Origin of the sequence: Sagittula marina, assembly GCF_014196795.1 — a bacterium.
GTDB classification, from domain to species: domain Bacteria; phylum Pseudomonadota; class Alphaproteobacteria; order Rhodobacterales; family Rhodobacteraceae; genus Sagittula; species Sagittula marina.
Genome location: NZ_JACIEJ010000004.1, coordinates 163,377 through 182,169, shown reverse-complemented (window position 1 = coordinate 182,169; position 18,793 = coordinate 163,377). Strand labels below are relative to the sequence as shown.

20 protein-coding genes are annotated in these 18,793 nt (G+C 61.1%); 12 read left to right on the top strand and 8 right to left on the bottom strand.

All coding sequences use genetic code 11. The features are described from left to right. Positions 1 to 31: 31 nt before the first annotated feature. The 3 genes from rplI to rpsF are packed head-to-tail and all read right to left on the bottom strand — an operon-like array spanning position 32 to position 1,277. A complete protein-coding gene (rplI, locus tag GGQ68_RS09355; RefSeq protein ID WP_183965314.1) occupies positions 32 to 652 on the bottom strand; it encodes a 50S ribosomal protein L9 in 621 nt (206 codons plus the stop codon). A 10-nt stretch (positions 653 to 662) separates the two neighbouring features. After that, complete coding sequence (gene rpsR, locus GGQ68_RS09350) at positions 663 to 890, bottom strand: 30S ribosomal protein S18 (protein ID WP_005982441.1); 228 nt, start codon at positions 888 to 890, stop codon at positions 663 to 665. Between the two features lie 24 nt (positions 891 to 914). Further along, a complete protein-coding gene (rpsF, locus tag GGQ68_RS09345; RefSeq protein WP_183965312.1) occupies positions 915 to 1,277 on the bottom strand; it encodes a 30S ribosomal protein S6 in 363 nt (120 codons plus the stop codon). Positions 1,278 to 1,575: 298 nt separating this feature from the next. On the opposite strand from rpsF, the gene GGQ68_RS09340 reads away from it, so the two are divergent. The 3 genes from GGQ68_RS09340 (at position 1,576) to GGQ68_RS09330 (ending at position 3,948) form a co-directional block, all read left to right on the top strand. Then, positions 1,576 to 1,824, top strand: a complete 249-nt coding sequence (locus GGQ68_RS09340; protein WP_183965310.1) for a hypothetical protein — start codon at positions 1,576 to 1,578, stop codon at positions 1,822 to 1,824. 352 nt (positions 1,825 to 2,176) lie between these two features. Continuing rightward, a complete protein-coding gene (locus tag GGQ68_RS09335; RefSeq protein ID WP_183965308.1) occupies positions 2,177 to 2,746 on the top strand; it encodes a YceI family protein in 570 nt (189 codons plus the stop codon). A gap of 569 nt (positions 2,747 to 3,315) precedes the next feature. After that, complete coding sequence (locus GGQ68_RS09330) at positions 3,316 to 3,948, top strand: hypothetical protein (protein WP_183965306.1); 633 nt, start codon at positions 3,316 to 3,318, stop codon at positions 3,946 to 3,948. Here GGQ68_RS09330 and GGQ68_RS09325 read toward each other — a convergent pair. After that, a complete protein-coding gene (locus GGQ68_RS09325) occupies positions 3,945 to 5,141 on the bottom strand; it encodes a cytochrome b/b6 domain-containing protein (protein ID WP_183965304.1) in 1,197 nt (398 codons plus the stop codon). The two genes, GGQ68_RS09330 and GGQ68_RS09325, sit on opposite strands and share 4 nt — an antisense overlap. 156 nt (positions 5,142 to 5,297) lie before the next feature. Here GGQ68_RS09325 and fabD point away from each other — a divergent pair, with 156 nt between their 5' ends. From fabD to GGQ68_RS09310, 3 genes are all read left to right on the top strand, one after another. Beyond that, the gene (gene fabD / locus GGQ68_RS09320) at positions 5,298 to 6,239 is read left to right on the top strand and encodes an ACP S-malonyltransferase (RefSeq protein ID WP_183965302.1); all 942 of its coding nucleotides are present in this window, start codon (positions 5,298 to 5,300) and stop codon (positions 6,237 to 6,239) included. Between the two features lie 30 nt (positions 6,240 to 6,269). Further along, entirely contained in the window at positions 6,270 to 7,007 is a 738-nt protein-coding gene (gene fabG / locus GGQ68_RS09315; RefSeq protein WP_183965300.1) for a 3-oxoacyl-ACP reductase FabG, read from the top strand. A gap of 220 nt (positions 7,008 to 7,227) precedes the next feature. Beyond that, complete coding sequence (locus tag GGQ68_RS09310; protein WP_183965298.1) at positions 7,228 to 7,461, top strand: acyl carrier protein; 234 nt, start codon at positions 7,228 to 7,230, stop codon at positions 7,459 to 7,461. 697 nt (positions 7,462 to 8,158) lie between these two features. Here the strand turns inward: GGQ68_RS09310 and GGQ68_RS09305 are convergent. After that, entirely contained in the window at positions 8,159 to 9,166 is a 1,008-nt protein-coding gene (locus GGQ68_RS09305; protein WP_183965296.1) for a Fe(3+) ABC transporter substrate-binding protein, read from the bottom strand. 66 nt (positions 9,167 to 9,232) lie between these two features. Beyond that, positions 9,233 to 10,051 carry a nucleoside triphosphate pyrophosphohydrolase gene (gene mazG / locus GGQ68_RS09300; RefSeq protein ID WP_183965294.1) on the bottom strand — a complete coding sequence of 273 codons (819 nt, stop codon included), beginning with the start codon at positions 10,049 to 10,051 and terminating at the stop codon, positions 9,233 to 9,235. 124 nt (positions 10,052 to 10,175) lie between these two features. Between mazG and GGQ68_RS09295 the strand changes: the two genes are divergently transcribed. The 6 genes from GGQ68_RS09295 (at position 10,176) to GGQ68_RS09270 (ending at position 16,037) form a co-directional block, all read left to right on the top strand. Then, the gene (locus GGQ68_RS09295; protein ID WP_183965292.1) at positions 10,176 to 11,339 is read left to right on the top strand and encodes a M20 aminoacylase family protein; all 1,164 of its coding nucleotides are present in this window, start codon (positions 10,176 to 10,178) and stop codon (positions 11,337 to 11,339) included. Between the two features lie 109 nt (positions 11,340 to 11,448). Next, a complete protein-coding gene (gene speB / locus GGQ68_RS09290; protein WP_183965290.1) occupies positions 11,449 to 12,423 on the top strand; it encodes an agmatinase in 975 nt (324 codons plus the stop codon). A 110-nt stretch (positions 12,424 to 12,533) separates the two neighbouring features. Next, entirely contained in the window at positions 12,534 to 12,941 is a 408-nt protein-coding gene (locus tag GGQ68_RS09285; protein ID WP_183965288.1) for a DUF1499 domain-containing protein, read from the top strand. Between the two features lie 114 nt (positions 12,942 to 13,055). Then, complete coding sequence (prfA, locus tag GGQ68_RS09280; RefSeq protein ID WP_183965286.1) at positions 13,056 to 14,105, top strand: peptide chain release factor 1; 1,050 nt, start codon at positions 13,056 to 13,058, stop codon at positions 14,103 to 14,105. Then, complete coding sequence (gene prmC, locus GGQ68_RS09275; RefSeq protein WP_183965284.1) at positions 14,102 to 14,944, top strand: peptide chain release factor N(5)-glutamine methyltransferase; 843 nt, start codon at positions 14,102 to 14,104, stop codon at positions 14,942 to 14,944. The genes prfA and prmC overlap by 4 nt, the downstream gene beginning before the upstream one ends. A gap of 214 nt (positions 14,945 to 15,158) precedes the next feature. Beyond that, entirely contained in the window at positions 15,159 to 16,037 is an 879-nt protein-coding gene (locus GGQ68_RS09270; protein ID WP_183965282.1) for a DUF4167 domain-containing protein, read from the top strand. 707 nt (positions 16,038 to 16,744) lie between these two features. Here the strand turns inward: GGQ68_RS09270 and rsmA are convergent. After that, positions 16,745 to 17,584: a 16S rRNA (adenine(1518)-N(6)/adenine(1519)-N(6))-dimethyltransferase RsmA gene (rsmA, locus tag GGQ68_RS09265; RefSeq protein ID WP_183965280.1), complete on the bottom strand. Its 840-nt coding sequence runs from the start codon at positions 17,582 to 17,584 to the stop codon at positions 16,745 to 16,747. 169 nt (positions 17,585 to 17,753) lie between these two features. Continuing rightward, positions 17,754 to 18,728, bottom strand: a complete 975-nt coding sequence (gene pdxA / locus GGQ68_RS09260) for a 4-hydroxythreonine-4-phosphate dehydrogenase PdxA (RefSeq protein ID WP_425502971.1) — start codon at positions 18,726 to 18,728, stop codon at positions 17,754 to 17,756. Between the last annotated feature and the right edge of the window lie 65 nt (positions 18,729 to 18,793).

Genomic DNA, 18,793 nt, shown 5'->3' with positions numbered 1-18,793 from the left:
CGGCCCAATCATAGTCACAAAAGTCGGACGATCAGTCGTCGTCGCGCTCAGTGGTTGCCTCTTCAGCAGCAGGAGCGTCATCATCGTCGTCGGACGCGGCGGAGCCGATGTCGTCAAACAGCTGGGACACTTCGAAATCTGCCTGTGCTTCTTCTTCAGCGGCCAGTTCCTGAATGGACTTGCCGGATTCCTGAAGCTCAGCTTCTTCGGGCGAACGGGCCACGTTCAGGGTGATCACGACCATCACTTCGGGGTGCAGGTGCACCTCGACTTCGTGCAGGCCGAGGACCTTGATCGGCTGACGGATGATGACCTGCTTGCGGTCGATCGAGAAGCCGTCAGCGGTCGCCACGTCGGACACGTCACGGGTGGTGACGGAGCCGTACAGGTTGCCGCCGTCAGACGCCTGACGGATCACGACGAACTGCTGGCCGTCGAGACGATCGCCGAGAGCGGTGGCTTCTTTCTTGGTCTCAAGGTTACGCGCTTCGAGCTGAGCTTTCTGCTCTTCGAATTGCGAGATGTTTTCCTTGGACGCGGTCAGCGCCTTGCCCTGCAGCAGCAGGTAGTTGCGTGCGAAGCCGGGTTTGACGTCGACAACGTCGCCCATCTGGCCAAGCTTTGCCACGCGTTCGAGAAGGATAACTTGCATGTCGCTCTCCTTACTTCACTGCGTAGGGCAGAAGGGCGAGGAAGCGGGCGCGTTTGATCGCACGGGCCAGCTCACGCTGCTTCTTTGCCGAAACGGCGGTGATACGGGACGGGACGATCTTGCCGCGCTCAGAGATGTAGCGCTGCAGGAGACGTGTGTCCTTGTAGTCGATTTTTGGTGCGTTGTCGCCCGAGAAGGGGCAGACCTTGCGGCGGCGGAAAAACGGTTTTGCAGCCATTGTCTATACTCCTTGTGTCGGGGTTCAGTCGCGGGGGCGACGTTCGCGGCGGTCGCCACGGTCGTCTTTTTTCTGCATCTGCACGGAAGGACCTTCTTCATGCTCTTCGACCTTGATGGTCAGAATGCGCATGACGTCGTCGTGCAACCGCATCAGGCGTTCCATTTCCTGAACGGCCGTCGACGGTGCGTCGGTCTTCAGAAAGGCATAGTGGCCCTTGCGGTTCTTGTTGATCTTGTAGGCCATGGTCTTCACGCCCCAGTATTCGGATTCGACGACTTTGCCGCCATTGTCCGAAAGAACTGTGCTGAAGTGTTCTACAAGGCCTTCTGCCTGCGCGTTGGACAAGTCCTGACGCGAGATAAAGACATGCTCATAAAGCGGCATGTTCGCTCCATTTTTGTCAAGGCGCGTTTCAAAGGGCGGGCTTACCTTCCGCGCCCGACCCACGAGAGTCCGCGCGTTTCTACCGATAGTGCGGAAGGAAGCGCCCGTATACACCGATTGCCGCGCGGCGCAAGCCCTGTGTGCCAGGCTGTGCAGGTTCGCGTGGGTGAGGTTGGCAGTCAAGCATTGAACAGGGCAGCTTTGGCACGACATTGCCCGCTGAATGCCCCATTTCCGGCCCATTGTTCGAAGACTTTTGTAACAAGTTTTTCGCAGCAGTTGAGAATGGGAAGCATTCATGATCGCAATCACGCGCCCCAATGGCCGTTCCAGTGCGCGCCGGCGCGACGTCACCCCGTTCGGAAAATTGGTATTGCGGTATGTTTTGATGGCTGTGGGGTTCGCGCTGACAATGTCTGCCTTTGGTATCTGGATCGTTGGCAATGCCGAAGGGTCGAGCGACATGATGCTGATGAAGCTGGGCGTTTCGCTCTTCATGCTGATCATTGGAATGTGTCTGATTGTCGTGGCAAAGGAAACACGCTGACGTTTGGTCATCAAAGCCGTTGCTTGTAGGTGCACTCCCTGGATCTCTCGGGGCGGGCTCAAGATGAAATCAACCGGCTTTTAAGCCCAGAGTCGGCAGATCCATTCCGGAGGCGTTGTCGCGCTGAATGTTTCCGGCCAAGCGCAGTGTCATGGGGCGAGGGGGTAAGCCGCTTTCCAGCTGACTTATAGCACCGATCGGCACCTCCTTTCTTACCTTTCGCATTTCTGCACGCTTTCCGTCGCCAGTGTTCGAAACTCCACAGGTTCTGTGGGATTTGGCCGGATTGTCCTTGCCGCGCAGAAGCATACGTTCCGGCCTACAAACGATACAAAAAACGGGATGACACCAAATGAAATCTGTTCTTTTCGCCTCCGCGCTTGCTCTGGCTCCGATGACCGCAATGGCGGGTGAAGCCTACACCCTTGACCCTTCGCACAGCCAGATCGTCTTTACCTACAATCACCTCGGCTTCTCCACCGGGACCGGCATGTTCTCCGGTTTCGAGGGTGAGATCGATTGGGACAAGGAAGAGCCGGCCAATTCCTCCGTCGAGGTGTCTTTCCCCGTTCGGTCCATGCTGACCGGTTGGGAAGCCCGCTTCGAGCACTTCATGTCCGACGACTTCTTTGGCGCCGACGACGATCAAATGGTGACGTTCACTTCCACCGGTATCGAAGTCACCGGCGAAGACACTGCCATCATCACGGGCGACCTCACCCTGAACGGCGTGACCAAGTCGGTCGACCTGGATGCCAAGCTGAACCAGGCGGGTGATCACCCGATGGAAGGCAAGCCTTGGGCCGGATTCGACGCCACAACCACTCTGGTACGGTCCGACTACAACGTAGGCGCATTTGCCCCCTACGTGTCGGACGAGGTCGACGTCCGGATCTCCATCGAAGCCATGAAAGCCGACTAAGCTCTTTTGCCGATGCGGTGATACGGTCTGCTATATGCGCCAGCCGTCACGGTGAAAGCCAAAGTCTGAAGGAGGGTGAGGAACGATGCTTCCTCGCCCTTTTTTATGCGCCGCCTCATGCCAAGGTTTCGGATGTGGCGCGGGTGGGGAACCTGTCTTGCTTCGTTTATGGCAACGGTGCCGGAGACGCCAGCGCCTCGTCCGTGCAACAGATTGAGCTGCGTGTTCCGGACCGCTGCGTCAATCCGGCGACCGGATATTATCGAACACCCGACCTTCTTTTGGTGCGATCAGCTTTGCAGGCATCTCGCAGGTTTCTTCGAGGATCCTCCAGTCCCTCGCGTCTAATCAGCGCTCGCAAAATGTTGAAACCGAAAAGGAAAGTGCCTCCAGCCAGAAAGCCAATGTGCTCAACCGCAGCTCCGCTGGCTGCGGTCATGTTTCCATGGAGGATCAATCGAGCGCCCAAGGTGGTCTCAGCTTGTGTCAAATGCGCTGGAGAAGCCTTCGTCCTCAAACGCATTTCTGCCCCATTTCCGAGGCCAATTGCGGGAAATGGAGGTAACCTTATGTTCGATACAGCTCCCGAGGGTGGCTGGGGCAACGGCGGTGGGACTGGCTGGTCCGTCGTCGACCCACAGCCCATCAAACAGAACGCCCCCTATACTTTCTTTTTGCCATCCGCAGCGGAACTGGCTGCACTGAGGCCGGGCGACCGCGTGCAGCTGGGGCTGGCCCCGGACGGCTTCTTTGAAGGCGCGGCAGAACGTGTCTGGGTGCGCCTGGAAGAGGTCACCGCTGAAGGGTGCACCGGCACACCTGAGGGGGAGATTCCACCGGGATTGTCAGCTGACAATTCTCTGACATTCATGCCTCGGCACATTTGGGCGGTGTCAGAGATGCGCGTCGATGATCTGGAAGAGGAGATGCGATACCTTGCCGGAGCACATATGGATCCGCTGATCCTGACGGGCGCGGCGGATGTGGGCTGGCTGGAACGGCGCGCGCCGCATGCAGGGAAGGGCGCATATCCGGAAACCGGCTGGTACGCTTTTGCAGAAGGCAGCGATGGGGCCGGCTCATTGTACCACGGCCCGATCGGGCTTTTGCTGAATTTCGAGGACCGCATGATGCCACTGCTGCGCGCCCCCGTGGGGGCACGCCTGGAGCGATGGGACGGGGGCTGGCGCCGGGTCGCTTAATCTGTGGCGCGTGTGGCGGTCAGCGCCACGTCGATCACCACATCAAATCCCAGTTGTTCAGCGTCGTTCATGCTGTCACCAACGCCAAAGCTGCGGCGGTCCAGCGTGGTCTGACCTTGTATCGTTGCGGTGTCGCCGTTCAGGTCTAGCGTGAACGGCAGGGTGACCGGAACCTTTGCCCCTTTTAACGTCAGCGTGCCTTCTGATACGTAGCCGTCTTCGGTCCGGAGGATTGGCGCTGTGAAGGTCGCCGTGGGGTGCGTCTCGGCGGCGAGGAAATCCGCGCCCAAGGCCTGAGTCGTGACGCTGCCCAGGGTCAACGAGGGGATGGAAACAGTGACTGTCACGTCCCCCTTTTCACCGCTGCCGTCGCTGTCATCAAAGTCGATCTGAGCTGTCCAGTCAGCAAAGCTGCCACTGACGGTTTTGCCGAATTGCTGGACGGACAGGCCGAGTGTGCCTTCGGTCACTTGCCAGTCGCTTTCAACGTCTGCGAGGGCTTCGGCTTGCGGTTCTGGTTCTTGGGTGAACATGCCAAGGGTCCAGCCACCGCCGAGCACCACCGCCCAGATCGCGATAGCCGCTACAGGGGCCATCAAGCTGTGCGAGGCTGACGCGCCTCCTGCTTCGGTCTGACCGAACCACATGCGGCGCAGGGTGGCGTCCTTGTCGATGACGTGATGCTTCAACGCGCCGACCACGTGCAAGACGATGGAGCCAACCAAAACCCAGGCCAAGAGATAGTGCACCGTGGCCAGGAGTTCTGCCAGCGCCGGGCTTTTGGGGACAAAGAAAAGGTTCTGCCCGAAGGGCCACCAGATCGGGGCGAAGCCATCGGTGGCGGCGTGCTCGCTCCAACCTGACAGCGGCACCATCACCAGTGAGCCGTAGAGCAGCCAGTGCACGACCTCGGCGGCGAACGTCTCTGCCTTTCGGTCGGGGTGCATCGGGGTTGGCTTGGGCTGCGAGATGGCCCAGACGATCCGCGCCAGTGCGATGAAGAAAATCGCCACGCCCAACGTCTTGTGGATCGAGAACAGCGTCGCCTTGTAGGCGAGCTGGTCGGCGGTGGCGAACGGCGCGTCGTGCGCGATGACGCCCAGTGGGATCATGATCAAAATGCCGAGCGCGATCAGCCAGTGAAAGGTCTTGGTCACGCTGCCATAACGGGTGGCTGTGTTGGTCAGGGGCATGAAAGGCTCCGTCGGAGATGAGATCGCTCCTGACTTAGCGGAATGCCGCAGTCGCACAAGCCTCGCCGCTGCACAGAGTTTGTGCGGGACACGTTGCTTCACCGGTTCGGGACGGTTAATGGTTTGTTCCCAAGGACAATACATAAAGGAGAGGGCATGAGCCGCGCATTCATCTTTCCGGGGCAGGGCGCCCAGACAATCGGCATGGGCCGTGATCTGGCAGAGGCCTACCCGGCAGCCAAAGCCGTCTTTGACGAGGTGGACGCCGCGCTTGGCGAAAACCTGTCTGGCCTGATCTGGGAGGGCGAAATCGACGCGCTGACCCTGACGGCCAACGCGCAGCCGGCGCTGATGGCCACGTCGATTGCTGCGCTGCGCGCGCTGGAGGCCGAGGGCGTCACCGTCGACGCAGCATCCTTTGTCGCGGGGCATTCGCTGGGCGAGTACACTGCACTGACCGCCGCCGGGTCTTTGACTGTGGCCGATGCCGCTCGTCTGCTGCGCAAGCGCGGCGAGGCGATGCAGGCGGCTGTCCCTGTGGGCCAGGGCGCGATGGCTGCTGTTCTGGGGCTTGATCTGGCGGGCGTGCGAGAGGTGGTGTCAGAGGCCGCCGAAGGCGATGTGCTGGCTGCGGCCAATGACAACGACCCGGCGCAGGTTGTGATTTCCGGGTCGAAAGCTGCTGTGGAACGCGCTGTTGAGGTGGCCAAGGCCAAGGGCGCCAAGCGCGCGCTGCTGCTGCCCGTCTCGGCGCCTTTCCATTGTGCGCTGATGCAGCCCGCCGCAGAAGTCATGGCCGAGGCGCTCGAGGGCGTCGACATCGCAGCGCCCAAGGTGCCGCTGGTGGCCAACGTGCGCGCAAGCGCCGTGACCGACGTGACCGAGATCCGCGCGCTGCTGGTGGAGCAGGTCTGTGGCTCTGTCCGTTGGCGCGAGTCGGTGGAATACATGGTGGCGCAGGGCGTGAGCGAGTTCTGGGAAATTGGCGCGGGCAAGGCGCTGTCCGGTATGGTCCGTCGCATCCACAAGCCCGCAGGCGTGCGCAACATCGGCTCCGCCGCCGATGTTGCCGCTGCGGTCGAAAGCCTGAACGGCTGAACAACCCCTGAACGGGGAGAGGAGACACATATGTTTGATCTGACTGGGAAATGCGCTCTGATCACCGGCGCGTCCGGTGGCATTGGCGGGTCCATCGCGAAAGCGCTGCATGCGGCGGGGGCCACGGTGGGCTTGTCCGGTACACGCACCGAGCCGCTCGAATCCCTGGCCGCAGAGCTGGGAGAGCGTGCGCATGTGCTGCCCTGTAACTTGTCCGACGCGGACGCGGTGAACGCGCTGCCGAAGCAGGCGATCGAGGCGATGGGCGCGGTAGATATCCTGGTGAACAACGCCGGGATTACCCGCGACAACCTGTTCATGCGGATGTCCGAAGAAGAATGGAACACTGTACTTGAGGTCAACCTTACCTCGACCTTCCGCCTGTCCAAAGGCGTGTTGCGCGGCATGATGAAATCCCGCTGGGGTCGGATCGTGAACATCTCTTCGGTGGTGGGATCGACCGGCAACCCTGGTCAGGGCAACTATGCTGCGGCCAAGGCGGGCATGATCGGCATGTCCAAATCGCTGGCCTACGAGGTTGCGTCCCGTGGAATCACGGTGAACGCCGTGGCGCCCGGCTTTATCGAAACCGCGATGACCGACAAGCTGACCGATGACCAGAAGTCTGGCATTCTTGGGCAAATCCCGACCGGTCGCATGGGGTCTCCTGACGAAATCGCCGCTGCCGTTCTGTTTCTGTCCAGCGCCGAAGCCGGCTACCTGACGGGGACGACTTTGCACGTCAACGGCGGTATGGCGATGTTGTGAATACTGGGCGGGCCGTTGCCCGGAGCATTGTGGAAAGCATTTGCGATCCCGGATGCCTGTGCTATAGGCCCCCCAGATTTGATGCCGGTTCGCACTGTACGCGAGCCGGTTTATGGGGTTTACCCAGATAGATCGAGCCGCCCCCCACGGGGCAAAAGAACGTCCGCCGTGGGGTCGGGCAAAGCTGGGCGAAAGCCCTTTGACTTGTGAGGATAAAAACATGAGCGACATCGCAGATCGCGTGAAGAAGATTGTTGTCGAGCACCTGAGCGTCGAAGAAGACAAGGTTGTCGAGTCGGCTTCCTTCATCGACGACCTCGGCGCGGATTCGCTGGACACCGTCGAGCTGGTCATGGCGTTCGAAGAAGAGTTCGGCATCGAGATCCCCGACGACGCGGCTGAGACCATCCAGACGTTCGGCGACGCGGTGAAGTTCATCTCCGAAGCGCAGTAAGTGTTCTTCCCTTTGGGGAAAGACGTGAACGGCGGTCCGCAACGGGCCGCCGTTTCGCGTTTCGGCCTGCGGCATTTGGACGGTGTTCTGGCCGCGATACCGGGGAGAGCTGTGGCGGAGGTGGCTGCCTACGCGCGACTGTTAACGGGATGCTGTCAGAAGGCCTGCGCTGAGGGTCAGAGCCTTGTCCCTGTCCGGACAGTTAACGGGCCCATGTTCTGAGAAGGGCGCAGAGCGCTTGTGTGGAGCGCGGAACGCAGGGTGTCTTGGGGTGTAGACTGAAACCTGCCAGCCCCATGAGTTCTGCGCTGCCGGTGAAGCATCGACCGCAATGTCACGCGCCCCAGTGGCTGACGGTTAAGCGCAAGGGCCGTACGGTCGAAATATGCGGCGGAAGAATCTCATCGAAAATGTCGTGAGGCAGACGGCAACATCATTGCCGTCGCACAACACTTTCCAGGTCTGGAGTGCAACGCGTGGCACGGGGCACCCTCAGGGGCACAAAGCGCAAGCGGTGTGTGCTTGTCGATCCGAAGCGCTGGATCATCGGTCACACTTGTCTCGGCAGTGTTATGCCTCGAGCGCGTCCGCGAATGGTTGCAGAGCCCTGAGCGATTTACCCTCTGCCAAGGATACCCTTAAAATACGCGCGGCCGCTTGAACAAAGCGGCCGCGGGGAATTCCATTTTGCTGCAGATCAACCGTCGAAGTCGACTTCTTCGATCAGGCGCAGCGCGTCACCGCGCAGGTTCGCAAGGGTCATCAGGTTGACGTCGTCAGCTTCAAACTCACCCCAGTTTTGCACCAGTTCGATCGCCTCCGAGCCGGGCGCGATGGGGTATTCGTAGTTGGCCTCGGCATAGACTTCCTGCGCCTCGGTGGAGGTCAGGAATTCCATCATCTTCAGGGCGTTGTCTTTGTTCGGCGCGGCAGCAGTCATGGCGACGCCAGAAATGTTGACGTGCGTGCCGGCATTTTCAAAGGTGGGGAACAGAACGTTGACGGAATTCGCCCATTCGGTCTGTTCCGGATCTTCCAGCATTTTGCCCATGTAATAGGTGTTGCCGACGGAGATGTCGCATTCACCGGCCCAGATCGCCTTGACCTGCGCGCGGTCGTTGCCCTGCGGCTTGCGCGCGAGGTTGGCCTTCAAGCCTTCGAGCCACTCCTTGGTGTACTCTTCGCCGTGGTGGTGCAGCATCGCAGAGACCAGCGCCACGTTGTAGGCATTGGTGCCGGAGCGGATACAAATGCGGCCCTTCCACTTGGGATCGGCGAGGTCTTCGTAGGTGGTCACTTCGGACGGGTCGACGCGGTCCTTGGAGGCGTAAACGATCCGCGCGCGGGTGGTCAGGCCCCACCAATGACCATCGGGATCATGGTACGCAGCTGGCACATTGGCGGACAGCGTTTCGCTTTCGACGGCTTGCGTCAGCCCGGCCGAGACGACGGCATTCAGGCGCGAGATGTCTACGGTGAACACCAGATCGGCGGGGGAGCGACGGCCTTCGGCCTTCAGACGTTCAACCATGCCTTTGTCAAGGAAGGCGACGTTGACCTTGATGCCTGTCTCTTCTGTAAAGGCATCGGTCAAGGGGGCCAGCAGTTCGGGCTGACGGTAGGAGTAGACGTTAACCTCCTCTTGAGCCAGCGCAGGGGCGGCCAAAGCGGCAAGGGTCAGGGCGGTGGTGGCGCGCAGAAACATTAAGGTTCTCCTCGAAATTGGTCGGAGCCTGTAAACCTGACTGAAATAATCGGGTCAATACCTGATTTATTCCTTCAGGTTCTTTTGCGCCTTCTCTTGCACCTTGGCGGCATCCCAGAGGCGGTCCATTTCGGTCAGATTGCTGTCCTTCGGAGCACGGTTTTCCTTGGCCAGTTCCTGTTCGATAAAGCCGAAGCGGCGGGTGAATTTGGCATTTGCGGCGCGCAGGGCGGCTTCGGGGTCTATGTCGAGATGGCGGGCGAGGTTGGCCACCACAAACAGCATGTCGCCGAATTCTTCGAACTGTTCGTCGCGGTTTTCCGCCTGCCGGATCTCGTCGAGTTCTTCGTGAAGCTTGTCCATCACGTCGTCTGAGGAGGGCCAATCAAAGCCGACGCGGGCGGCCCGCTTTTGAAGCTTCACCGCACGCATCAGGGCAGGCAGGCCCATGGCGACGCCGTCCAGAACGCCGTCCTGTTGCTTGGCGGCGCGCTCCTGGGCCTTGATCACTTCCCAGTCGACGGTCTGCTGATCGGCGGATTTTTCGCGGCTTTCGTCGCCAAAGACATGCGGGTGTCGCGCGACCATCTTGTCGGACATGGTGTCGGCCACGGCGTTGAAATCGAACAGCCCCTTTTCGTCGGCCATTTGCGCGTGAAAGACGGATTGGAACAACAGATCGCCCAGCTCGCCTTTGAGCTCGTCCCAGGCTTCGCGTTCTATGGCGTCTGCGACCTCGTAGGCCTCTTCGATGGTGTAGGGCGCGACGCTGGCGAAGTCCTGTTCCAGATCCCACGGGCAGCCGGTGTCGGGGTCGCGAAGGCGGCGCATGATTTCCAGCAGGCGCGGCATGCCGCCTTTGGGATCGTGGATCAGGTCAGTCATTGGGGCGTCCTCGCGTCTGCTTGTGGCGCTGGTGTGCGTGAGACATGCGGCGAAGTCCAGACATCTGGGGCTTTCTCCTTGATCGCTTCAGGGGCAAGGTGCCGGAAACATCGCGGAGACTCAAATGCCCATCGTGAATTCCATCGCAGCCAATGCCGAAGAGATGAAGACCTGGCGTCGCTATCTGCATCAACACCCTGAATTGGGATTGGACTGCTTTAAGACAGCCGCGTTTGTGGTTGATAAGTTGAGAGAATTTGGCATCACGGATATCCACGAAGGTATCGCGCGGTCCGGCGTTGTAGCGATTATCGAAGGGCGTGAGCCGGGCAAGACGATTGGTTTGCGTGCCGACATGGACGCATTGCCGATGCAGGATATGTCCGGGACCGAGCATGCCTCGACGGTCCCGGGAATGGCGCATACCTGCGGCCACGACGGACATACGACGATGTTGCTGGGGGCGGCTAAATATCTGGCGGAGACGCGAAATTTCGCTGGCCGTGTCGCGCTTTTGTTCCAGCCGGCGGAAGAGAACGACGGCGGCGGGCGCATCATGGTCGAAGAGGGGGTGATGGACCGTTTCAACATCGAGGAGGTCTATGGCATCCACAACATGCCTGGTGATGCGCTAGGCGCCTTTGGCACCAACCACGGGGCCATGTTGGCAGGCGTGGACGAATTCACCATCGAGATCACCGGCAAGGGTGGTCATGCAGCGCAACCTCAGAACACCGTCGATCCGGTGGTGGCAGCGGCGAGCATCACGATGGCTCTTCAGACAATTTTGGGCCGTAATCTCAGCGCGCTGGACCGTGTTGTCGTGTCCGTGACGCAGATCCACACCGGCACCGCCATGAACATCGTTCCAGAGGTCGCGACGTTGAACGGCACTGTGCGCTATTACGATCCTGCCGCGCAGGCGGTCGTAAAGGCGCGTATGTCAGAAATCATTGAAAATCAGTCGCGTAGCTTTGGATGTTCATCTAGATTTGTGTACGAAGAGGGCTATCCGCCGACAGTGAACCATCCTGCTCAAGCCAGTTTTGCTGCCGATGTCGCACGTGACGTGGTTGGTGCAGACAAGGTAAATGAACACGCCGATCCGATCATGCCGGGCGAGGATTTTTCCTACATGCTGCTGGCCCGTCCCGGCGCCTATCTGTTCCTCGGTCAAGGGGATACGCCGGTCTGCCACCACCCGGAATACGATTTCAAAGATGAAATTGCACCGATTGGGGCGTCTTTCTTTGCGCGGCTGGTGGAGCGGGCCTTGCCTGCCACCTAGCGTGCAGGTCGATCACGAAAGACAGGTTTTGCATGTCTCGCGGCCCGCCCGAGCTTGACGCATCGGGGTGGTCGTGGGACGGGTTTTGCACAAACAGGAGGGCTGCGGAATGAGTCTCGAAGACGCCAAGCGACAGATTGATCATGCCTTTACGCGCGACGACCTGAAGGGGCCTTCGTTCGAGAATGTCTTTGCGGGGGCCGCGTCGTTTCTGCGGCGCAAATACACCAAGGATCTGCGCGGGGTGGACATTGCGGTGACGGGGTTGCCTTTCGATCAGGCCGTGACCAACCGTCCCGGCACGCGGCTTGGCCCGCGGGCGATCCGTGAGGCATCGTTGCTGCAGACCATGGACAAACCCTACGGCTGGGATTTCGACGTATTGAGCGAATTTGCCATCGCGGATTACGGCGATATGGCTTTCGATTATGCAATGCCCTCCGAAGTTCCGGCACGCATCGAAGCACATATCGGTGGCATCTTGGAGCAGGGCGCGGCCTGTGTCAGTCTTGGCGGCGATCACTCCGTGACGCTCGGGGCCTTGCGTGCCCATGCCAAGGTGCACGGACCGCTGAGCGTGATCCAGTTTGACGCACATACCGACACATGGGCCGATGACGATCCCAAGCGCGTCGATCATGGCACATTTCTATACACAGCGGCCAAGGAGGGCATCGTGGTGCCCGAACGCTCTGTCCAGATCGGGATCAGGACGGACAACCCGGATACGATGGGGTTCAACATCATCGACGCACGCGAAGTGCACGAGATCGGCGTCGAGGCGGTGTCGCAGCGTGTGCATGAGATCGTCGGGCGCAACGCCTGTTACCTGACCTTTGACATTGATTGTCTCGATCCGGCGTTTGCGCCTGGAACCGGCACGCCGGTCTGGGGCGGAATGACCAGCCATCAGGCGGCCGTGGCCCTGCGGCGGCTGGCGGGCATCAATCTGAAGGGGGGCGACGTAGTGGAGGTTTCTCCGCCGTTTGATTCGGCCGGGATCACGGCGGTGGCCGGGGCGCATGTGGCCACGGAGATCCTGTGTTTGTGGGGCTGCGCGCAGCGGTCCAGCTTGCCGGGGTAATCTCGGGCTTTGGTCGTCGGCGGGGATACGCCGGAGATCGGAGGCGGGGCTTTTAACCTTTGTCTGGACAGGGCAGAGGCTCACGGGACAGCACTTCAAGGAGCGTGGGCGTGCGCAAGGTCTTTTATCTTATCATTCTGATCGGGCTCGGCGGTTTGGCATGGATCAGGCTTGCGCCGTCTGATCCCGCGGTCTGGCATGTGGACCCCAAGGTCACGGCGGATCAGGATCTGACGTCCGGCGTGCGGCGGCGTGTTCCTGCTGAGGACGGTGACTTTCTGCGCCTGAACGGCCTGATTCTGGCGACACCGCGCACCGAGGTGCTGGCGGGCAGTGTCGACGAGGGTTTTGTGACCTATGTCACGCGCTCGATGTGGATGGGGTTTCCCGATTACACCACCGTGCGCGAGGAGGACGGCGTTCTGGAGATCTGGGCGCGCCTGCGTTTTGGCAGCGACGATATGGGCGTCAATCGCGCCCGTGTGGATGGCTGGCTGGCGGCACTGCGTCGCGACTGATCTGCCTGAAAGCTGACGGTGTTCAGGCGACCAGACGAGAGTTTCAAGCGGTCGCTGCCGATTATGAGCGTACCGGATACTTGACCGCCGCGCGGGACTGGGCGAAGAGCAGCCATGATCCCGAATGACAGATTGCAACAGATCAAGGCGCGGCTCGAATATGTCGAGGCGCAGATGGCGGCAGGGTCCGGCGATATTGTGGCGCTTGGCCGCGAACATGCGGAGCTGTCGCCGGTGGTGCGGCAGATCCTCGATTACGAACGGCTGGTCGCAGACATCGCGGATGCAGAGGCAATGCTGGCCGATCCGGAGATGAAGGCACTGGCCGAGGATGAGCTGTACGCCCTGCGCGCGCAGCTGCCCGGCTCCGAGAAAGCGATGCAGCTGGCGCTGCTGCCGCGCGATGCCGCGGATGCGCGCCCGGCGATGCTGGAGATCCGGCCCGGCACGGGCGGGGACGAAGCGGGGCTTTTCGCGAGCGATTTGGCGCGGATGTATCAGCGCTACGCCGAGGCACAGGGCTGGCGTTGGGAAGTGATTGAAGAACAGCTGTCCGAGTTGGGCGGTGTAAAGGAACTGGTGGTGCGGATCGCCGGGGACGGGGTCTTTGCCCGCATGAAATTCGAGAGCGGCGTGCACAGGGTGCAACGCGTGCCGGAGACAGAGTCGGGCGGGCGCATCCACACGTCGGCGGCAACGGTGGCTGTGCTGCCCGAGGCGGAGGAAGTGGACATTGCTATCAACGCCCAGGATATTCGCATCGACACCATGCGGTCGTCCGGGGCAGGCGGCCAGCACGTCAACACAACGGATTCGGCGGTGCGGATCACCCACATTCCCACCGGCCTTGTGGTCACCAGCTCTGAGAAGTCGCAACACCGTAACCGCGAAATCGCCATGCAGGTGCTGCGCGCGCGACTGTTCGATCTGGAACGGTCCAAAGCCGATGCCGAACGCTCGGCTGATCGAAAGGCGCAAGTGGGCTCTGGCGACCGTTCGGAGCGTATTCGGACCTACAATTTCCCACAGGGCCGTCTGACAGATCACCGCATTGGCCTGACGCTGTACCGTCTGGAGGCCATCATGGGCGGTGATCTGGATGAGATCATAGACGCGCTGACCACCGAACATCAGGCGGCGCTGCTGGCGGAGATGCAAGGATGAGAGCGGCGGAGGTCTTGGCGCAAGCCACGCGCCGGTTGAACGAGGCCGGTGTGCCAGATGCCGGACGCGATGCCCGTCGTTTGATGGCGCATGTGTTGAAAGTGCCGCCGGGTCGCCTGACCTTGTTTCTGCCGGAGCCTGTCGATCCGGAACTGTCGGTCATCTACCTCGCCCTGATCGAACGTCGTGCGGACCGGGTGCCGGTGTCACATCTGGTGGGGCGGCGCGCGTTCTACGGGCGCGAGTTCCTTGTGACGCCAGAGGTGCTGGACCCGCGCCCCGAGACGGAGACCTTGATCGAGGTTGCCTTGGCGGCGCCTTACAGCACGGTCCTGGATCTGGGCACGGGATCCGGGTGTATTCTGTTTACCCTTTTGTCGGAACGCGAAGATGCTGTGGGCTTTGGCTGTGACATCAGCCCCGCTGCGTTGAACGTGGCGCATTGGAACCGCAACAGCCTTGGGCTCGAAGGGCGGGCCGAACTGTGCGAGGGCCGCTGGTACGGCGCGCTGGAGGGTGTCGATGAGACCTTTGATCTGATCGTGTCGAACCCGCCCTATATCGCCGTGAACGAAATGCCCTTCCTCAGCCCGGAGGTGCGCGATCACGAACCCCGATTGGCGCTGACAGATGAGCGCGACGGGCTGACCGCCTACCACGCGATTCTTGAAGACTACCAACAGTGGCTGTCCCCCGGCGGTCGCCTGCTGGTGGAGATCGGCATGAGCCAGGGTGGCGCGGTTTCGCGCTTGTTCGAACGCGCGGGGCTCAGGGGCGTGCGGGTCGTACCGGACCTTGATGGCCGGGATCGGGTCGTAACCGGCACGAAATCGCTGTGAGACAGCGCGTTTCGTGCAATTTTGCGCATATTGCCGCCATTTCCCCTTGTACCAAGACATTCTATGTGGTTATTCAAACCCAGTCTGCTGTTGAGCGGCACCCGCCGCTCCCGCTAGACGATAAGCCCAAATGCAGGTGACCACGAACTAAAATGGTGCATTTCGCGCCGCAGTGTCACCAAGCCGTAAATCACAGGCTGGAATAGATAAACTCATGCGCTCTTCCAAATCCCGCTCGCGGAACAAGAACAACCGCAATCGCAGCAACAACAACAACTCGTTGGGCAATGTCGTCAACAGGGTGTTCGATTCCAGTGGTCCCGAGGGGAAGGTGCGTGGCACCCCCCAACAGATCATCGACAAGTACAATCAGCTTGCCCGTGACGCGAGCCTGTCCAATGACCGCGTGAACATGGAAAATTTCCAGCAGCACGCGGAGCATTACATGCGCATGCTCGGTGAGGCGCAGAAGGAACAGGACCAGCGTCGCGAGCAGCAGGAACGCGAGAACCGTGAACGTCAGGCCCAGCGTGACAAGGAACGGTCGCAGCGTGACGACGGTCAGAACTCTGGCCAGGAGAGCGGCCAAGGCAACCAGACCAACGATGGTCAGAACAGTGGCAATACACAGGGCAATGGCGGTCAGAACAACGGCGGCCAGAACAATGGCAATCAGAATACCAATAACGATGGCCAGCCCCCTCAGCCCAAGCCGCGTCGCGAACGTCAGCGCCGTGAGCCGGTGCAGCCGCAACAGTCTGACGTGATCGAGACACGCGACGAAGAAGATACGGGCCTGGTCGAAACGCCTGAAAGCCGCGCAGAGCAGATGAGCCCGGCGCAACTGGCCCGCGAGGCCGAAGCGCGCGCGGATGCAGCGCCGTCGGAAGCCACCCCGGCGGAGAAACCAAAGGCTGAAGACGCGCCCAAGGCCGACGAAAAGCCCAAAGCCGACGAAAAGCCAAAGAAGCCACGTGCCCCGCGCAAACCCAGCACCCGTAAAAAGCCGGTGAAGAAGGACGATGCACCGGCAGACGCGGCAGAGGCCCCGGCGGAAAAAGCCGGTGACACCACACCCGACGCGGCGGAATAATCGCCCGCAGTGTGATCCGACACATGGAGAGGCCCGCCGCGGGGAACATTTTTCCGTTCAGGTCTTGTGATGAACAGAAACGGCTACCGGAACATGCACCGGTAGCCGTTTGATTTTCTGAATATCCTCTTTGCCGACCAGTCAACGCAGCGAAGCTTTGTCCCGGAGCCACGGTAAGCCGAAAAATTGGTTCAGGATTTCGTCGGGAGCATAGCTGACAGCGCTTTCCGTGCCTGTCAGGGCTCGACGGTTCAATATCGAAAATTGGACCATCGTGTGGTCAGGGCGCTCAGATGTTTTGAAAACTCCCTGTCACTGCGCTGGCATATTTCAACATCCATATCGGCAGCACCCGGGTGGTTGGCTCGTTCAGCACGTTGATCGGGAGGGTCCTCAGCCGGACCGGCGGTCACTGTGATAGCGGCGAGCCGTAACGTCGGCTCTCAAGCGTCATCTTGGTGGCGGGGACACGATGATCTTTTGTGAGTGCGAATATCGCCTCAGCCGAGGGTCCAGCTTTGCCCGCGCCTAACAAGCTGACGTCTCGCGCGGTCTCTCATTTGCTTGCGGGATTTCGCAACCCGCATGTTTGCAAACGTTGCCCGTGATCCGCATGTCACCCCAAGAAATGATTTTTTTCCATGGGCTTGGGCCCGTAATCCGGGGTCCGCGCGTGTGGTGTTCTGCCGTGTCGGTGGTCTAAAGCTTCAGGTCTCGAACGTCCGGGCAAGGGCGCAGAACGCTTCCAGCGACACCTGTTCGGCCCGCTCGGTGGGCGGAATCCCGACCGCGTTCAGCCGATCCTCTATGTCAGCCGCCATTCCCTTCAGCGAGGAACGCAACATTTTCCGACGCTGGTTGAAGGCTGTGGCCACCACCCGTTCAAGGATCTTCTGTTGCGCAGGAAAGCGCGGTTCTGGCAGAGCCTTCAGATGCACCACGGCAGAGCTGACCTTGGGCGGCGGTGTGAAAGCCCCCGGCGGCAGCGTCAGTGCGATATGGGCATCACAGCGCCATTGCGACAACAGTGCAAGACGGCCGTAAGCCTTTGAACCGGGTTGCGCGACGATGCGTTCAGCGACTTCCTTTTGAAACATCAAAGTCAGCGTGGTCCAGAACGGGGGCCATTCAGGGGGCGTAAGCCAGCGCGTCAGAAGCTCGGTGCCGACGTTGTAAGGCAAGTTGGCGCAAATCGCGATCGGTGGTTCCAGATATGCGAGCGGGTCAACCTTCAGCGCGTCCCCTTCGATCACCTCAAGACGTCCGGGGCAGGCCGCGCCGATCTCCGCCAGCGCAGGCAGGCACCGCGCGTCTTTCTCAATCGCCAGAACGCGGCGCGCCCCTTCGGACAGCAAGCCGCGGGTCAGGCCGCCGGGGCCGGGGCCAACCTCCAGCACGTCCATGCCGGACAGATCACCGGCGACCCGCGCAATCCGGGCGGTCAGGTTCAGGTCCAACAGGAAATTCTGTCCCAGCGCTTTGCGGGCTGAAAGCTGATGGGTCGCGATCACATCGCGAAGAGGGGGCAGGTCGTCGATCTGGCTCATGCTGTCCCTTCGCCCATCGCCTGCGCCGGGTCAAGGAGCACAGTCCAGCGCAGGGCAGGTGGACACCCGGCCTGCCCACATGTCCCCGCGAGTCTTGCTTGCTTCAAAAGACTTCCGGGAGGGTGGAGGGCAGAGCCCCCTGACTTGCGCGTCGCGCAAGATATGGCTGTCACCGCCGTGCGAGGCGCGCGGCCATGCGCAGCGCCGCCAAGGTCGACGATGGGTTTGCCAGTCCTGCTCCCGCAATATCAAAGGCGGTGCCATGGTCAGGTGACGTCCGAATAAAGGGCAGGCCAAGCGTCACATTCACGCCCTCGTCGAAATCCAGCGTCTTGATCGGGATCAGCGCCTGGTCGTGATACATGCAGACCGCCGCATCGTAGCCGGCGCGGGCCCTGTCATGAAACATGGTGTCAGCGGGAAGGGGCCCGTTCAGGTTCAGACCCTCATCGCGCAGCTTTTGCAGAACGGGCGCGATCAATGCACTGTCTTCATGGCCCATGCGCCCCCCTTCGCCTGCGTGCGGATTCAGGCCTGACACTGCAATCACCGGGTGGGCAATGCCGAACTGCTCGACCAAAGCGCGGTGGGTGATGCGGATGCGTTCCTCCAGCAATTCAGCGGTGAGCGCCTTGGGCACGTCGGACAACGGAATGTGTATCGTGGCGGGCACCACCCGCAGCCGGTCTGAGGCGAGCATCATCACCACATCGTCGACTCCGGCGAGATGTGCGAGGAATTCCGTGTGGCCGGGGTAGGCGAAATCGGCACCTTCGGCCAAGGCCTGCTTGTGGATCGGCAGGGTGCAGAGCGCGGCAGCCTGACCGGTGTGCACAAGCTCGACGCCCACTTCGATGGCGCGGATGACCCCCGCGGCGTGATTGGCCTGCGGCGTGCCGGGCACCCGCGGGCCGGGCATGGGCAGGGACAGCACGGGCAACGCACGGCCGGAGACGGCGACAGCTTCGGCCGGCTCAGAGATCAGCTCATGTGGCACACGGCCGGGCAAGTGCGAAGGCTCACCGATCCAGAAAAACGGCAGATCGCCGCGCAGGGACTCCCACGCGCTTTCGATCAGCTCCGGGCCGATGCCAGCGGGTTCACCGCAGCTGACGGCCACGGGGACGGTCGGTGCCTTGTCCAGCGTGGCGTTTGCGACATCGGGCACTGCAGAGGCGTCGGGGCTGGTCTTATCCTGATCGGTGACCG

Coding starts and splice junctions, on each gene's coding strand:
- rplI (WP_183965314.1), bottom strand. CDS start 652: ATGCAAGTTATCCTTCTCGAACGCGTGGCAAAGCTTGGCCAGATGGGC.
- rpsR (WP_005982441.1), bottom strand. CDS start 890: ATGGCTGCAAAACCGTTTTTCCGCCGCCGCAAGGTCTGCCCCTTCTCG.
- rpsF (WP_183965312.1), bottom strand. CDS start 1,277: ATGCCGCTTTATGAGCATGTCTTTATCTCGCGTCAGGACTTGTCCAAC.
- GGQ68_RS09340 (WP_183965310.1), top strand. CDS start 1,576: ATGATCGCAATCACGCGCCCCAATGGCCGTTCCAGTGCGCGCCGGCGC.
- GGQ68_RS09335 (WP_183965308.1), top strand. CDS start 2,177: ATGAAATCTGTTCTTTTCGCCTCCGCGCTTGCTCTGGCTCCGATGACC.
- GGQ68_RS09330 (WP_183965306.1), top strand. CDS start 3,316: ATGTTCGATACAGCTCCCGAGGGTGGCTGGGGCAACGGCGGTGGGACT.
- GGQ68_RS09325 (WP_183965304.1), bottom strand. CDS start 5,141: ATGCCCCTGACCAACACAGCCACCCGTTATGGCAGCGTGACCAAGACC.
- fabD (WP_183965302.1), top strand. CDS start 5,298: ATGAGCCGCGCATTCATCTTTCCGGGGCAGGGCGCCCAGACAATCGGC.
- fabG (WP_183965300.1), top strand. CDS start 6,270: ATGTTTGATCTGACTGGGAAATGCGCTCTGATCACCGGCGCGTCCGGT.
- GGQ68_RS09310 (WP_183965298.1), top strand. CDS start 7,228: ATGAGCGACATCGCAGATCGCGTGAAGAAGATTGTTGTCGAGCACCTG.
- GGQ68_RS09305 (WP_183965296.1), bottom strand. CDS start 9,166: ATGTTTCTGCGCGCCACCACCGCCCTGACCCTTGCCGCTTTGGCCGCC.
- mazG (WP_183965294.1), bottom strand. CDS start 10,051: ATGACTGACCTGATCCACGATCCCAAAGGCGGCATGCCGCGCCTGCTG.
- GGQ68_RS09295 (WP_183965292.1), top strand. CDS start 10,176: ATGCCCATCGTGAATTCCATCGCAGCCAATGCCGAAGAGATGAAGACC.
- speB (WP_183965290.1), top strand. CDS start 11,449: ATGAGTCTCGAAGACGCCAAGCGACAGATTGATCATGCCTTTACGCGC.
- prfA (WP_183965286.1), top strand. CDS start 13,056: ATGATCCCGAATGACAGATTGCAACAGATCAAGGCGCGGCTCGAATAT.
- prmC (WP_183965284.1), top strand. CDS start 14,102: ATGAGAGCGGCGGAGGTCTTGGCGCAAGCCACGCGCCGGTTGAACGAG.
- GGQ68_RS09270 (WP_183965282.1), top strand. CDS start 15,159: ATGCGCTCTTCCAAATCCCGCTCGCGGAACAAGAACAACCGCAATCGC.
- rsmA (WP_183965280.1), bottom strand. CDS start 17,584: ATGAGCCAGATCGACGACCTGCCCCCTCTTCGCGATGTGATCGCGACC.